Origin of the sequence: Devosia soli, from assembly GCF_000970455.1 — a bacterium.
GTDB classification, from domain to species: Bacteria; Pseudomonadota; Alphaproteobacteria; order Rhizobiales; family Devosiaceae; genus Devosia; species Devosia soli.
This window is the reverse complement of record NZ_LAJG01000005.1, coordinates 168,384-183,420: the sequence shown is the minus strand read 5'-3', so window position 1 is coordinate 183,420 and position 15,037 is coordinate 168,384. Positions and strand designations below refer to the sequence as shown.

Below are 15,037 nucleotides of genomic sequence, written 5' to 3'. Positions count from 1 at the left end.
CCAAATAGGCGCATGAGTGACCTCAGCAAACCCTGGCCCTTTGGGCTCAATCGGCGCAACTGGCCAGATTACCTGGCTATTTTCATCCTGACGCTGTTCATTCTGCTCTTTTTCGACGCTTATATCTCGCGCAGTGCCATCGCCTGGCCCGTCGAATGGCGCCAGCCTTTTCAGTTCGTTACCCACTTCGGGCTCTCCGATTGGGTGCTGATTCCAAGCGGACTGGTGTTTCTGGTCAGTTTTGCGATTTTCCGCTTCTGGAAACGCAGCTCGCGCTGGCGTCGCGCGCTTTATGAAGCGTCCGTCCTATCCGGCTTCATCTTCGTCTCGGTCGCCGGCACCGGGCTATTCACCAATCTGGCGAAACGTCTCTTCGGGCGCGGCCGGCCGCAAGTTTTTGATGACTTCGGCGCCTTCAGCTTCGAGCATGTTTTTAACGATTGGACATTCCAGAGCTTTCCCTCCGGCCATTCCACCACGGCCATGGCCACGGCCGTCGTTGTTGGCTTCGTCGCCCCGCGGTTTTTCCGCCTGGTGCTCGTCATCGCTTTTGTCACCGGCATGTCGCGCGTCGTCGTCGGCGACCATTACCCGACTGATGTGCTGGTTGGCTTCGTGATCGGTGCGCTCGGCACCTATCTTGTGCGCAATCTCTTCGCGCGCCGGCGCTGGCTTTTCGAGACAACGCCCGACGGGCACGTGCGCTATCGCGGCGTGCCCGCTCTGCGGCGCCTTTTTCAGCGCGCCTTGGCGTAGCGCTCGAGGCCGGCTGCGAGGTCGGCCTTGAGGTCTTCGATCCCTTCGAAACCAATATGGACGCGGAAGAGGTTGCCTGCCTTCGTCCACGGCACGGCTGTGCGATTCTTCTTGATCACGACGGGCAAACAGAGACTTTCATACCCGCCCCAGGAATAGCCCATCGAGAAAATCTGCATATGGTCGACGAACGCGGCCACGGAGGCACGCGGCGCAGGCTTCAGCACAAAGCCGAAAAGGCTGCCAGAACCGGTAAAATCGCGCTTCCAGATGACGTGGTCGGGATGGCTCGGCAGGGCAGGGTGAAGCACCTCGGCGACCTCGCTCTGCGCTTCCAGCCACCTGGCGATGTCGAGAGCACGTTGCTGGTGCGCAGCCATGCGGAGCGACAGGGTCTTCAGGCCGCGCGAGACGAGATAAGCGTCGTCCCCGGAGGTAAAAAAGCCAAGAAGGCTTCGCACGCGTTCGACGTCGGCCCACGCTGATTCGGTTGTGGAAATAGTGCCAGCAAAGGCATCTGAATGCCCGACGAACATTTTCGTCCCGGCATGCACGACGATATCGGCACCAAGCTGCAAAGGCTTGTGGTAGAGGGGGCTCGCCCAGCTATTGTCCACAATCAGTCTTGCATTGTGAGCATGCGCCACCTGCGCGATCGCGGGAATGTCCTGCACTTCGAACGTCAGAGAGCCAGGGCTTTCCGCCAGCACTGCCCGCGTATTAGGCAGCATCAACGCCGCAAGGTCAGCGCCGGTCCTTGGATCGTAGTAGCGCGCCGACACACCCATTTGCGCGAGGAAGCCATCGGCAAACTTGCGCCCGGGCTCATATGCGCTGTCGCTGATCAGGATATCGTCGCCAGCCTTGACGCAAGCCAGCATCGCCACGGTTATCGCAGCCAGACCGGACGGCACGAGCTTGGTGCGGTAGGCGCCTTCAAGCGCGGTAACGACCGTCTCGACCCCATCGGTCGTCGGGTTTCCAGCTCGTCCATAGAGGTATTTCTGTGCCTGCGCCTCGATATCATCGAGGGTCTTGAAGAGGACAGTCGAGCCTCGATACACCGGCGTGTTGACGAAGCCGAACTGGCTATCGGGATCGCGTCCAGCATGAGTCAACAGCGTTTCGACAGAGGCGTTGGGCAAAGAAAAGTCACTCATTGTGCACGATGCTCAAAATCGGATCAAATTCACTACTTGGCTAAAAAAGAGACAGAATAGCTGTCCCAATCTAGCTTCTGCCCTTGACGTTAGCGTCGAGAGAGGCTTGCATGCTTAACAGCATCGTAACCGCTACACAAAGGCGGTGGTGCCGCCGGAGGCGCCCAAGGCAAATTGGGACAAGAAACTCCGGGACACGAGGGTCAGGAAACAAAGGGCAATAATATGCAAACAAAGCTCGTAGCGCTTGCAGCAACGGCGATATTGGGTCTCACGGCTGTGTCGGCTCAGGCCGCCATTCTGGATGACGTCAAGGCCAAGGGATACGTGCAGTGTGGCGTCACCGGCGGTGTGCCCGGCTTCTCTGCACCGGACGCCAACAACGTTTGGACGGGTATCGAAGTCGATTTCTGCCGTGCCATGGCCGCAGCCATCTTCAACGATGCCGACGCCGTCCGCTACACTTCGCTGACCAGCCAGGAGCGCTTTACCGCTCTTTCCGCAGGCGAAATCGACGTGCTTTCGCGCACCACCACCTGGACGATGAGCCGCGATACCCAGCTCGGCATCAGCTTCGTCGGCACCATGTTCTATGACGGCCAGGGCTTCATGGTCCGCAAGGCCGATGGCATCGCGTCCGCGCTCGATCTGAGCGGCGCCGCCATCTGTATCGAGTCCGGCACCACCACCGAACTCAACGCCGCCGACTACTTCGCCGCCAACAACATGGAATTCAATACCGTCGTCTTCGTCGACCAGGACGAAGTGGTGAAGGCTTACGAAGACGGCCGTTGCGACGTTTACACCACCGACTCATCGGCCCTGGCTGCCGAACGTTCCAAGTTCGCCAATCCGGACGACCACATCATCCTGCCCGAAATCATCTCCAAGGAACCCCTTGGCCCCGTGGTTCGCGCTGGTGATACGCAGTGGTTCAACATCGCTCGCTGGACCTATTTCGCCCTGCTCGAAGCTGAAGAACTCGGCGTCACTTCGGCCAATGTCGATGAAATGCTCGGTTCGGACAATCCGGCCATCAAGCGTCTCCTCGGCGTGGAAGGCGACTTCGGCACTCCGCTCGGCGTGACCAAGGACTGGGCCTACCAGATCATCAAACTCGTCGGCAACTATGCCGAAACCTATGATCGCAATGTCGGCCCGAGCACCCCGATTGGTCTTGAGCGCGGCCTGAACGCCCTCTGGAAAGACGGCGGCATCCAGTACGCCCCGCCGATCCGCTAATCTGAACGAATTGTGCCGGCGCCCCCAAGGTGGGCGCCGGTCACTTTGTTCTGTCACCTACGGCGCCGCTCTCGGCGCGTAGCGGTTCTTGCGGCCAAGGGACAGTATTCTATGACAACTCGCGAACTGGGGCACAACGCTGCCCCCCGGGTTAGCTTTTTCAACGATCCGGTGATCCGAGGGATCATCTACCAGGTCGTTGTCGTGGCCATCCTGGTCGGCTTCATCTTCTGGATCATCGGCAACACAGCTGCCAATCTGGCAGCACAAAACAAGACGACAGGCTTTGATTTCCTTTGGAAGACAGCAGGCTTTGACATCAGCTTCACGCTGCTGCCCTGGTCGCGCGGCTCCTATTATTGGGAAGCCTTTCTTGTCGGCCTGATTAATACGTTGCTGGTGGCCTTTATCGGCATCATCTTCGCCACCATCCTCGGATTCACCATCGGTATCGCCCGGCTCAGCAGCAATTTCATCATTTCGAGCTTGGCCACGGTCTATGTCGAGCTGATCCGCAATATCCCGCTGCTCTTGCAGCTCTTTTTCTGGTATTTCGCCGTTCTGAAGGCGATGCCGGCCGTGCGCAATTCGATTGCGCTGCCGCTCGACTCCTTCATCAACCAGCGCGGCATCTTCGTGCCACGGCCTATCCCGGATGATCAGTTCGGTTTCGTCTGGATCGGTCTCGCCCTCGCTATCGCGGCCGTCGTCTTCTTGCGGCAATGGGCAAAAAAGCGTCTCGAAGCGACCGGACAGCGCTTCCCCGTCTTTCTGACCTCGGTCGTCATCCTCCTCGGCGTCACCGGTCTTTTATGGTTCATCAGCGGGGCGAGCGTGACTTTCGAACCGCCGGTTCTCGAACGCTTCAACTTCAAGGGCGGCCTCGCCTTGCCGCCAGAATTTGCAGCACTGGTTTTCGGCCTTACCATCTATACCGCGGCCTTTATCGCTGAAACCGTACGCGGCGGTATCCAATCGGTCAGCCGCGGTCAGACCGAGGCAGCGCAATCGCTCGGTCTCAAAGACAATGACAGGCTGCGCCTCGTCATCGTGCCACAGGCCATGCGCGTTATCGTGCCACCGCTCACCAGCCAGTACCTCAACCTGACGAAGAACTCTTCGCTCGGCGCTGCGATCGGCTATCCCGAGCTGGTGAACGTCTTTGCAGGCACATCACTTAACCAGACCGGCCGCGCGATCGAGTGTATCGCGATCACCATGCTCGTCTATCTCTGCTTCTCCCTAATCACCTCGGCGATCATGAACTGGTACAACGCCCGGGTTAAGCTGGTTGAACGGTAGGAGGATCTGATGACAGATATTGGATTCGTCCGCTCGAACCTGGTGGAGCCCCGCCCGGCGCCGGTCCGCACCAGCGGCGCTATCGCCTGGGCACAGAAGAACCTCTTCTCCACCCCCCTCGATACTGTCCTCACCATTTTGGGGCTGCTGTTTCTCGCCTGGATCCTGCCGCCGCTCTATGGGTTCTTCTTCGGCAACGCCGTCGAGCCCAATGGAACAGTCGAACAGTGCCGGCTCGACAATGCCGGCGCCTGTTGGGCTTATATCGCTGCCGAAATGGAATTCTTCATTTACGGCTTCTACGACATCCCCGAACAATGGCGTCCGAACATCGTCTTTGCACTGGGCGCGGCGTTGCTGATCCCTCTGCTTATACCCAAGGCCCCGTTCAAGCGGACGAACGCGGTCCTCTTTCTTCTGGTCTATCCGATCGTCACCTACTTCCTGCTGGCGGGCGGAGTTTTTGGGCTGAAGCCTATCCCGACGGAAAAGTGGGGCGGGTTGCTCGTCACCCTGATCCTGTCGGTGGTTGGCATCACGCTCTCCTTCCCCCTTGGCATTATCCTTGCCCTGGGCCGGCAGTCGAAGATGCCGATCATCAAGACGGTCTGCGTTGGGTTCATCGAACTTGTCCGCGCCGTGCCGTTGATCACCATTCTCTTTATGGCCTCGATCATGTTGCCGTTGTTCATGCCGCAAGGCACGACAGTTGATAAGTTCCTGCGGGCGCTTGTCGGTGTGACGCTCTTCACCTCCGCCTATATGGCCGAGGTGGTGCGCGGCGGCCTCCAGGCCATTCCGCGCGGACAATATGAAGCTGCTTCCGCCCTGGGCCTCGGCTACTGGAAGCGGATGTGGTTCATCATCCTGCCCCAGGCTCTCAAGCACGTCATTCCGGGGATCGTGAACAACTTCATCTCGCTCTTCAAGGACACGTCGCTCGTCTACATCGTCGGCATGAAAGACCTACTCGAGGCTGTCAAAACCAAGAACGACACTGCCCTCGAGTGGCAATCGGCCAACACCGCGACCACCGGTTATCTCTTTGCAGCCATGGTCTTCTGGGTGTTCTGCTTCGGCATGTCTCGCTACTCCATCTACATGGAGCGTCGTCTCAACACTGGCTACAAGAGGTAGCTCGATTGTCTCAGGTTTCCGAAACAACCGTCGCTCGTCAAATCGATACCAGCCACATGCAGGTCTCCAAGACCGAAGTGGCCATCGATGTCATCAACATGCACAAATGGTATTCCGATTTCCACGTGCTGCGGGACATCAATCTGCGGGTGATGAAGGGCGAGCGTATCGTCATCGCCGGGCCTTCGGGCTCGGGGAAGTCGACGCTCATCCGCTGCATCAATCGCCTGGAGGAGCACCAGGAAGGACAGATCATCGTCAATGGCACGGAGCTCACCGCCGATCTCAAGCGCATCGACGAAGTGCGCCGGGAGGTCGGTATGGTGTTTCAGCACTTCAATCTTTTCCCCCATCTGACGATCCTCCAGAACCTTACGCTTGCGCCGATCTGGGTTCGCGGCATTCCCAAGGCTGAAGCCGAGGCGACAGCCATGCACTATCTCGAGCGAGTGAAGATCCCGGAGCAGGCCAACAAATATCCGGGCCAGCTTTCCGGCGGCCAGCAGCAGCGCGTCGCCATTGCGCGCTCGCTCTGCATGCAGCCCAAGATTATGCTCTTTGACGAACCGACCTCGGCGCTCGATCCGGAAATGGTCAAGGAAGTGCTCGAAGTCATGATCGGGCTTGCTGAAGACGGCATGACCATGATCTGCGTGACCCACGAAATGGGCTTTGCACGTCAGGTGGCCAATCGCGTGATCTTCATGGACCAGGGCCAGATCATCGAACAGAACGAGCCTGAAGCCTTCTTCTCGAACCCGCAGCATGAGCGAACCAAGCTGTTCCTCAGCCAGATCCTGCACTGAACGCCGATATCCACGGGTCACCGCCGTCACCGGCTTGACCCGTGGCATCCGCCTGCCACAATGTCCGCTCGTTGGAAAAAGGCCGGCATTTTGATTTCTCGCATCAAGCCATTGCTGCTCGTGCTGGCCATTGGTTGGATCAGCTGGATAAGCGGAGCTCATGCGGCAACGCTCGACACAGTCCGCGAGCGTGGCTTCCTGGTCTGCGGCTCCAGCAACCCATTGGCGGGATTTGCCCAGCAAGACGCCAATGGTCGGTGGTCCGGCTTCGATGTCGATCTCTGCCGTGCCTTGGCGGCTGCCATCTTCGGCAATCCCGATCTCATCGAATTCCGGGCTTTCCGTGGCGAAGCGCGCTTCGCTCCGCTCCAGACCGGCGCAGTTGATGTGATCATGCGCAACGGAGCATGGACGGCCGGCCGCGACCTCCGCTACGGGGCGCGATACGTAACGCCGAGCTTCTTCGATGGTCAGGGGTTTCTCGTTCCTCAGTCGATGAGCGTCGTCTCCGCTTATGAACTGGACAATGTCAGGATTTGCGTCGTCGACGGTTCAGGTGCGGTTGAAGCGCTCGATGACTTCTTCTTCACCAACCAGACGAGATATACTGACATTGTCTACGAAGACATTGCCGATCTGATCGTTGCCTACCGGGCCAGTCTTTGCGACGTCATCTCTGCTTCCGGCCGCCAATTGCAGGCCATCCGTCGCGAACTCGAGGATCCATCGCAACACCGTATCTTGCCCGAGCGCATCTCAAAGGAAACCCTTGGTCCAGTCGTACAAGGCGGAGATGACCAGTGGTTCGAGATTGTCCGTTGGACCATCTTTGCCTTGATCACCGCAGAAGAGGTGGGCGTCACAAGCCTTAATATCGACTCGCTCTCGGCGGCGCGTTCGGCCGATGTGCGGCGTCTGCTCGGGGTTGAGGGCGACTATGGCGCAGCCTTGGGCCTTCGCGCGAGCTTCATGACAGATGCCATTAGGGCGGTCGGCAATTATGCCGAGCTCTTCGATCGCCATTTCGGGCCGCAGACCGGTGCTGCCATGCTCCGCGGCCAGAATGCGCTCTGGAGCAATGGCGGGCTGCTTTACGCGCCGCCAATCCGCTAGGCGAACAGCAGGTTCACGCGGCGGTTCTGCTTGCCCTTGTTCTCGATTTTTCCAATCGCGAGCGTCCCGATTTCTCCGGTGCGCACGACGTGGGTGCCGCCACAGGGCTGCAGATCAATGTCGCCGATGCGAACAAGCCGGACACGGCCCTGACCCATGGGCGGCTTGACCTTCATGGTCTTGATCAGGTCGGCCTTGGCCAGCATTTCCTCGTCGCTGATCCACTCGGTCGTCACTGCATGATCGGCGTCGACCATGGCGTTGAGTGCCGCGTCGAGCGCCCCGACGTCTTCCGGAGCTTCAGGCATGCTGAAATCGAGCCGGCCCTTGTCCTCTCCGATGGATCCGCCAGTAACCGGAAAGGGCAGCGCCACCGAAAGCAGATGAAGCGCGGTGTGCATGCGCATGAGCTTGTACCGCCGCTCCCAATCCAAAGTAGCGATGACCTTGGTCCCGACGCCAAGGCCGGGTTGCCCCTCGGCCGATACGTGAAGGATGCGTGTCTTGTCGCCATCGGGGTGGATGGCACTGCCGATCATCACCACCGTGCCGTCTTCCGCCGTTATGATGCCGCTATCTCCAGGCTGCCCGCCGGATGTGGCGTAGAAAACAGTTTGATCCAGCACAATGCCGCCGTCGGGCGTAATTTCAGTCACGACTGCTTCAGTCGAACGGCGATAGGCATCATCGCGAAAGAGCATGTTCGTCATCGAAAGGGTCCTTAAAGCACGGGCGACAATAGGCGCGCGGCCTGCGTCAGGAAGTAGAGCACCATTGGCCGCGTCGAGACTTCGGCCGTGCTCACTTGGCGGCAAAGCAGGAAATCGGCTTCCAGCATTTCCTCGACGTCGCGAATGGCCTGCGGATCGGTGAACCAGAGGGTGATCTCGAAATTGATCGCGAATGACCGATTGTCGAAATTGACGCTACCGACGGTGGCAATCTCGTCGTCCATCAGCACAACCTTCTGGTGCAGGAACCCGTCGGTATAGCGATAGACGCCGATATCATGCTGAACCATGGCATCGGCATGCGCGATGCTCGCGAGCCAAACCATCAAGTGATCAGGATTGTCAGGCAGCATGATCCGGACGTCGACGCCCCGCAGCCGCGCGGCAAAGAGTGCCGTGCGGATATCGGTATCCGGCACGAAATAGGGGCTGACGATCCAAAGTCTTTCGCGCGCCCGCCCTATGAGGTCGACATAGGCGATAGCGCATTCCTCGAGCTGATCGGCAGGCCCGCTGCCCATGACTAGAACGGACTGATCGCCCGGCGTTTCCAGTTCCTTTGGTGGGGTTGCCGGCAAGCGCTCGCCGGTCGCCCATTCCCAATCCTCGCGGAAGAGAAGAGCGCAACCGAGAGCGGCTGGCCCCGAGACACGAACATGCGTATCGCGCCAACGGCCGAACTTGGGGTTCTCGCCGAGATATTCCACGCCGACATTGTGTCCGCCGACCCAGGCATGCTTGCCGTCGGCGACGACGATCTTGCGATGGTTGCGGTAATTGATCCGGGTCGGACCGTAAAACCGCATGAACTTGTGGCGCTGGTTGAAGCCCGCGACCTTGATGCCGGCATCGCGCATCTGTGTGCGGAAACGCTTTGGCATGCCGGTGCTGCCGATATCGTCGTAAAGCAAGCGGACTTCGACGCCAGACTTTGCCTTGGCGATCAGCCGTTCCGCAAGCTGCTGGCCGAGCGCGTCGTCCCGTACGATATAGAATTGCACCAGCAGATAGTGTTCTGCCGCCTCGATCCCGGCAAAGATGGATTCGAACGTTGCCTGGCCATCGACGAGTAGCTCGACGTCATTGCCTTTGAGAAAAGGCAATTCCGAAACGGCAACCTGCACCGGCCATTTGGCATCGGTGTCTCGATCGATCAGCGCGAGGTCCTTGGCGCGCAGGGGCCGATCCGCGCGACCGTTCTTGATTCGATCGGTGGCGTAGTCATCGAAGAACTTCCAGCCGAAGACGAGATAGACGAACACCGTCGGAAATGGGAGCAGCGCCAGGGACAGAAGCCAGGCGATCGACCCCTGCGAAGTCCGGGAATTATAGATCTCGCGGACCGCACAGATGAACGCGAGGAGATAAATGGCGCCCATGATCGCGGCCACCAGATGCAGGTCCGCAACTATGGCGCGCAGAATGTCGTCGATGCCGAACAAGGCTGGGGGTTCTCCAATTTGCCGCGCACTCTATCAGCCAGCAGCCGCTGGACAATCCCGTTGACACGAGGATGCACTGCGCTAGCATTGACCGTAGGCTCATGCAGCCCGCCGCTCGCACCCGTAAGGGCTGGTGAATGCATGACAAATGCTTAGGTTTGACCCCTAGATGGCGGACGAACCGTCAGCAACGCGAGCACTGGCCGCTACAAGTCCGCCCGAGAGGATCAGACCATGCATACGTTCATGGACGCAAAGCTCATGGCTAAACTGCTGCGGCAGGCATTGGCGGAACGGAATATTGAACTGTCTCATAGCGATAGTCTTGAACTGCTGGCCAGGCAGTTCGGCGTCGCCAATTGGAATATTCTGAGCGCCAAGATCGAAGCGTACGGTATAGCTCATGAACTCGTGCCCAAGGCATGGAGCAAATCGGGGAATAATCCTAGCGCCTATCGTATCAATGTCGATCAGACAGACCATGCGGCGGTTATCGAAAGCAAGCCCGGCGCTGAAGCCTACCTTTCGGAAGCGGATTTTTGCACTTTGATGCAAGCCATTGACGCATCGGATTATCGTGGCAAGCGAACAAGACTAAGGTGTCAGATCAAATCTGTAGGCGTTTCAGGTGGGGTTACCCCGTGGTTCAGGGTCGATGGACCAGCTGGGTCATCGCGCTTTGAAAACTTGGAACGGTCTCAAATTGCTGGTCCAATCAACGGCAATACCGATTGGACAATCCGCACAATCGTTTTCGATGTGCCCGAGGACGCTGTGGCGCTGAATTTCGGATTCTACCTTAAAGGATCCGGACGCGGGCTTGCGCGAGCGATAGAACTGACAGAAGTATCCAACTCAATCCCGTTGAACATGCCGGACAGCGGCGTGCTGCGGAAGCCAACTAATCTGGACTTCAGCGCCTAGTTTTAGAGCCGGCGTCACGCCGGCTCTTCTTCGATAATGTCCGAGATATCGATCGGGATGCGGGCTTCCATCCACGGGGGAACGGGAAGATTTTTTCCGCGCAGGAAATCGGGATTGAAGATCTTGCTGGCATATCGGTTGCCGTAGTCGCAGAGGATGGTGACGATCGTCTTGCCGGGGCCGAGGTCGCGCGCCATGCGCACCGCGCCAGCGATGTTGATGGCGCTCGAGCCGCCGAGGCAAAGGCCTTCGTGCTCGAGGAGGTCGAAGATGTAGGGCAGGGCCTCGGCGTCTGAAATCTGGTAAGGATGGTCGATCGTCAGGCCTTCAAGATTGGCCGTGATGCGGCCCTGACCGATGCCTTCGGTGATCGAGTTGCCCGAGGATTTGAGCGTGCCGTGCGCGTAATATTCATAAAGCGCGGCGCCTTCGGGATCGGCCAGGCCGATCTTTATGTCGGAATTACGTGACCGGAGCGCTTCGGCAACGCCGGCCAAAGTGCCACCTGAACCGACTGCGCAGATGAAGCCATCGATACGGCCATTGGTCTGGTGCCAGATTTCCGGTCCGGTGGTTTCGATATGAGCACGCTTGTTCGACACGTTGTCGAACTGATTGGCCCAGACCGCTCCCTCCGGGAGTTCACGATTGAGTTTTTCCGCGAGGCGCCCCGACAGCTTGATGTAATTGTTCGGGTTCTTGTAGGGCTTGGCCGGCACTTCGATGAGTTCGGCACCATAAAGGCGCAGTGCGTCCTTCTTTTCCTGGCTCTGAGTTTCAGGAATGACGATCACGGACTTGAAGCCCAGAGAATTGGCAACCAGGGTCAGCCCAATTCCGGTGTTACCCGCGGTGCCTTCCACAATCGTACCGCCAGGCTTTAGCGCGCCTGATTTGACGAGGTCGTGGATGATGAAGAGGGCTGCGCGATCCTTTACGGACTGGCCGGGATTGAGAAATTCTGCCTTGCCCCAAATCTCGCAACCCGTCAGCGCCGAAACCCGGCTGAGGCGAATGAGGGGCGTGTTGCCGATGGCGGAGATGAGATCGTCGTGCTTGGCCATGATCGCTCTAGTGGTTGTTTATGAAGGATGGTAGGGGCCAGTCCCCCGTCGAACAAGCCTCAAACATCGGAAATGGCACGACTTTCCGGTCGCCGGGCCACTGGCAGAACTGTGCGCCCCGCCCGGGCGATCAATGCAGTTTCTTTTTCTAGAGTTCCTTTTGCCGATCAAGCGCGCGCTCGCGTGAGGATTTAAGATCAACGATGGGTGCCGGATAGGTTTCTCCGATCTTGATGCCCGCCTTTTCCAGGACGTCCTTCGGTGCGGAGGCAGGATCATGGAGCCACCTATCGTCGAGCTTAGCCAATTCTGGCACCCAGCGACGTACATAGTCGCCGCCAGCATCGAAGCGCTCGCCTTGGGTAACGGGATTGAAGATGCGAAAGTAAGGCGCGGCATCAAGTCCGCTGCCTGCCACCCATTGCCAGCTTGCCGGGTTGTTGGCGATGTCGCAGTCGACAAGACAGTCCCAGAACCACCGCTCTCCGTTTTTCCAATCGATCAGGAGATTTTTGGTGAGAAGGGACGCGACCAGCATGCGAACGCGATTCTGCATATAGCCTGTCGCCCAGAGTTCGCGCATCCCGGCATCAACGATAGGAATGCCCGTTTGGCCCGCCTGCCAGGCTTTTTCCGCCTTTGCGTCATCGCGCCAGCGCATGCCAGCGTATTTTTCCTGCATCGGGACGCTAGCGATATCCTGGCGATGATAGAGCTGATGATAGCTGAAATCGCGCCAGGCCAGCTCGGACAGAAATTTATAGCCGGCCTCGGCCCGCTCTGGCTCGGCCTCGATCAGGGCGTGCACCGAATGCCAGATCTGACGGGCGGTAATTTCACCGAAGCGAAGATGCGGGGAGAGCCTCGACGTCGCATCCCGGCCCGGAAAGTCGCGGCCTTCGGGATAGATGTCGAGCCGCTCATCGAGAAAGTCATGCAGGGCCTTGCGCGCACCCGCCTCGCCAATGGTCCATAGTCCGTCGAACTTTGTGGACCATTTCGGCGCCTTGTAAGTGTCGTCTATGCCTTTAGGCTTGAGGGGCTCACCGTGCTTCTTGGGTGCCTGCTGAGGCTCGTCGATGGCGCGGTCCTTCAGGGTGCGCCAAAAGGGGGAATAGACTGAATACGGTTTGCCTTGGCCCGTCTGTATCGTCCACGGCTCCGCCAGCACATTGCCGACATGCGAGGCCACCGCGATGCCCCGAGAGCGCAGATGTTCTTTAATGGTGTGGTCGACTTCCCGCTCGGCTGGCGCGTAACGACGATTCCAATGCACTGCCTGGATGCCGTGGTCATTTGTAGCCCGCTCCAGAACGAGAGCCGCCTTCCCAGCTTCAACGAAGAGCGGAATGCCGATCTTGCCGAGGTCAGCAGCCAGGGAAACGAGACTGTGGTGAAGCCACCACCTGGCCGCGCTGCCTGGGCCGCGAACGCCGTCGTCAGCTTCGTGGATATAGAGCGCCACAACTCTCATATCCGAGGCACAGGCCGCAGTTAGGGCGGGATTGTCGGCGAGGCGCAGGTCGTTGCGCAGCCAGACAAGGCAGGTCGGTCGATCCAAGGCGAAGCTCCGGTGCTTTCCGTTACTACGCTTTGGACAGCGCTCCGGTTCAGTCGATCACTTCTTCCATCACCTCGGCGAGTTGCTCGAGAGCGGAACTCCAAGCTTCCATCGAAAATATGCGTGTCTGCGGGTCAGCGTGCGGCAATCCCCGTTCAATGACCGTGATTTCGGTGTTGTCATCGTCGATGGCGCGGAAGCTGATGTCGAGGACGAACAACAGCTCTTCGTCAGCTTCCTCGTCGCGGTGAACCCAGGACATCACGAGCTTCTCGTCTTCGACGATGTCGAGGATTTCGCCGGTCACTTCATGGTCAGCCTCGTCTTCATCGCCAAAGGTGACAAAGCGATACTCGCCACCTTTCAAGGGCTCGAACTCGGCTTCATCCACTTGCCACTGTTCGATCAGGGCAGGATCGGTCCAGGCTGAAAAGACGTCGCTGACATTGGCGCCGATCTTCCGCGTCAGCGTGATCTGGCTTTCATTGTCGAGGTCGATGCCTTCACTCATGCGACTTGCTCCTTGGCCGGCGGGTGTAATTCTGCCGTACGCGGCAGGAAGATGGTAAGGATACCCAAGATGGGCAGGAAACCGCAAATCTGAAAGACCTGGACGATGCCGATCTTGTCTGCGAGCGCGCCCATCGCCGCAGCGCCGAGCGCGCCAATGCCGAAGGCAAAGCCGAAGACGAAGCCAGCGATCATCCCAACTTTTCCCGGCACCAACTCCTGCGCATAGACCACCATCGCCGAGAACGCTGAAGATAGGATCAGCCCAGTCATGATGCTCATGGCCGCCGTGCCATAAAGGTCGAGATAGGGCAGGGCCAGGGTAAAGGGCAGGGCTCCCAAAATCGAAATCCAGATGACCGATAGCCGTCCATACCGGTCGCCGACCGGACCACCGATAAATGTTCCCGCGGCCACTGCGCCGAGGAAAAGGAAGAGATAAATCTGCGATTCCTGCGCCGAAAGGCCGAATTTTTCGATGAGGAAGAAAGCGTAATAGCTCTTCATCCCCTCGATATAGATGAACTTGCTGAAGAGTAGCGCGCCGATCACCGCAAAGGCGACGATGAGCCGACCCCGAGCGAGGCTGGGCCTCGAGAGCACGACGGCTGGGCGGGCAGCTGCCTGGCGCTGATGTTCGACGAACCAACCTCCCACATGAGCGAGGAGGGCGATGCCGAGAAGGCCCGCGATCAGGAACCAGCTGGTTGTTACCTGCCCGAGCGGCAATAGAATCATAGCGGCGGCCAGGGGGCCTAGCGCAGTGCCGATATTGCCTCCGACCTGAAACAGCGATTGTGCAAACCCGAGCTTGCCGCCCGACGCCATTCGCGCCACGCGCGATGCTTCGGGGTGAAAGATCGCCGAGCCGATACCCATGACGACGGAGGCGACAAAGAGCCAGATATAGCTTGGTGCCAGGGCGAGTCCCAAGACGCCGACCGTGACGATCACCAGCGAAATCGCGAGGCTATAGGGCTTCGGCTTCAAGTCCCCACGCAGGCCGAACACCGGCTGCAGGAAGCAGGCGGTGATCTGTTGCCCCAGCGTCAAAAGCCCGATCTGCAGATAATTAAGCTCGTAATTGACCTTTAGCAGGGGATAAAGCGCCGGGAGCAGAAACTGCAGCAAGTCATTGAGAAGATGGGCGCCGCTAACAGCAAAAATGATGCTCAGAGCAGTTTGCTGGCCGGCCAATGAGGCGGGGCTGCTGGTCGAGGTCGTCATGAGAGGCATTCCAGGATGAAGCCTCTCCTAGCCTGACAAGCTCGAGAGTACAACGCTCATTG

The 15,037-nt window shown here is 58.8% G+C and carries 14 protein-coding genes; 7 read left to right on the top strand and 7 right to left on the bottom strand.

What is annotated here, in order from left to right:
* Positions 1–12 precede the first annotated feature (12 nt).
* Positions 13–756 carry a phosphatase PAP2 family protein gene (locus VW35_RS20345; protein WP_052951422.1) on the top strand — a complete coding sequence of 248 codons (744 nt, stop codon included), beginning with the start codon at positions 13–15 and terminating at the stop codon, positions 754–756.
* Here the strand turns inward: VW35_RS20345 and metC are convergent.
* Entirely contained in the window at positions 738–1,916 is a 1,179-nt protein-coding gene (gene metC / locus VW35_RS01545) for a cystathionine beta-lyase (RefSeq protein ID WP_046141255.1), read from the bottom strand. The genes VW35_RS20345 and metC overlap by 19 nt on opposite strands.
* Before the next feature lie 225 nt (positions 1,917–2,141).
* On the opposite strand from metC, the gene VW35_RS01540 reads away from it, so the two are divergent.
* The 5 genes from VW35_RS01540 (at position 2,142) to VW35_RS01520 (ending at position 7,516) form a co-directional block, all read left to right on the top strand.
* On the top strand, positions 2,142–3,158 hold the full coding sequence (locus VW35_RS01540; protein ID WP_046141254.1) for an amino acid ABC transporter substrate-binding protein: 1,017 nt from the start codon (positions 2,142–2,144) through the stop codon (positions 3,156–3,158).
* A gap of 111 nt (positions 3,159–3,269) precedes the next feature.
* Positions 3,270–4,460 carry an amino acid ABC transporter permease gene (locus VW35_RS01535; protein ID WP_046141253.1) on the top strand — a complete coding sequence of 397 codons (1,191 nt, stop codon included), beginning with the start codon at positions 3,270–3,272 and terminating at the stop codon, positions 4,458–4,460.
* Between the two features lie 9 nt (positions 4,461–4,469).
* A complete protein-coding gene (locus tag VW35_RS01530) occupies positions 4,470–5,597 on the top strand; it encodes an amino acid ABC transporter permease (protein WP_046141252.1) in 1,128 nt (375 codons plus the stop codon).
* 56 nt (positions 5,598–5,653) lie between these two features.
* Positions 5,654–6,403 (top strand): amino acid ABC transporter ATP-binding protein, encoded by a 750-nt coding sequence (locus tag VW35_RS01525; RefSeq protein WP_046141251.1) that lies wholly within the window; start codon positions 5,654–5,656, stop codon positions 6,401–6,403.
* Between the two features lie 90 nt (positions 6,404–6,493).
* The gene (locus VW35_RS01520) at positions 6,494–7,516 is read left to right on the top strand and encodes an amino acid ABC transporter substrate-binding protein (protein WP_161796840.1); all 1,023 of its coding nucleotides are present in this window, start codon (positions 6,494–6,496) and stop codon (positions 7,514–7,516) included.
* Here the strand turns inward: VW35_RS01520 and VW35_RS01515 are convergent.
* Entirely contained in the window at positions 7,513–8,226 is a 714-nt protein-coding gene (locus VW35_RS01515; protein ID WP_046141250.1) for an alanyl-tRNA editing protein, read from the bottom strand. The genes VW35_RS01520 and VW35_RS01515 overlap by 4 nt on opposite strands.
* 11 nt (positions 8,227–8,237) lie before the next feature.
* The gene (gene cls, locus VW35_RS01510) at positions 8,238–9,689 is read right to left on the bottom strand and encodes a cardiolipin synthase (RefSeq protein WP_244465805.1); all 1,452 of its coding nucleotides are present in this window, start codon (positions 9,687–9,689) and stop codon (positions 8,238–8,240) included.
* 234 nt (positions 9,690–9,923) lie between these two features.
* On the opposite strand from cls, the gene VW35_RS21895 reads away from it, so the two are divergent.
* Positions 9,924–10,613 (top strand): glyoxalase superfamily protein, encoded by a 690-nt coding sequence (locus VW35_RS21895; protein WP_052951420.1) that lies wholly within the window; start codon positions 9,924–9,926, stop codon positions 10,611–10,613.
* 14 nt (positions 10,614–10,627) lie between these two features.
* Here VW35_RS21895 and VW35_RS01500 read toward each other — a convergent pair whose 3' ends face one another.
* The 4 genes from VW35_RS01500 to VW35_RS01485 all read right to left on the bottom strand — a co-directional run bounded on the left by VW35_RS01500 (position 10,628) and on the right by VW35_RS01485 (position 14,975).
* Positions 10,628–11,677, bottom strand: a complete 1,050-nt coding sequence (locus VW35_RS01500; RefSeq protein ID WP_046141248.1) for a cysteine synthase A — start codon at positions 11,675–11,677, stop codon at positions 10,628–10,630.
* A 148-nt stretch (positions 11,678–11,825) separates the two neighbouring features.
* Entirely contained in the window at positions 11,826–13,238 is a 1,413-nt protein-coding gene (locus VW35_RS01495) for a cryptochrome/photolyase family protein (RefSeq protein ID WP_046141247.1), read from the bottom strand.
* 49 nt (positions 13,239–13,287) lie between these two features.
* Entirely contained in the window at positions 13,288–13,749 is a 462-nt protein-coding gene (locus VW35_RS01490; RefSeq protein ID WP_046141246.1) for an SRPBCC family protein, read from the bottom strand.
* Positions 13,746–14,975 (bottom strand): MFS transporter, encoded by a 1,230-nt coding sequence (locus VW35_RS01485; RefSeq protein ID WP_046141245.1) that lies wholly within the window; start codon positions 14,973–14,975, stop codon positions 13,746–13,748. Before VW35_RS01485 ends, VW35_RS01490 begins: the two co-directional genes overlap by 4 nt.
* Positions 14,976–15,037 lie beyond the last annotated feature (62 nt).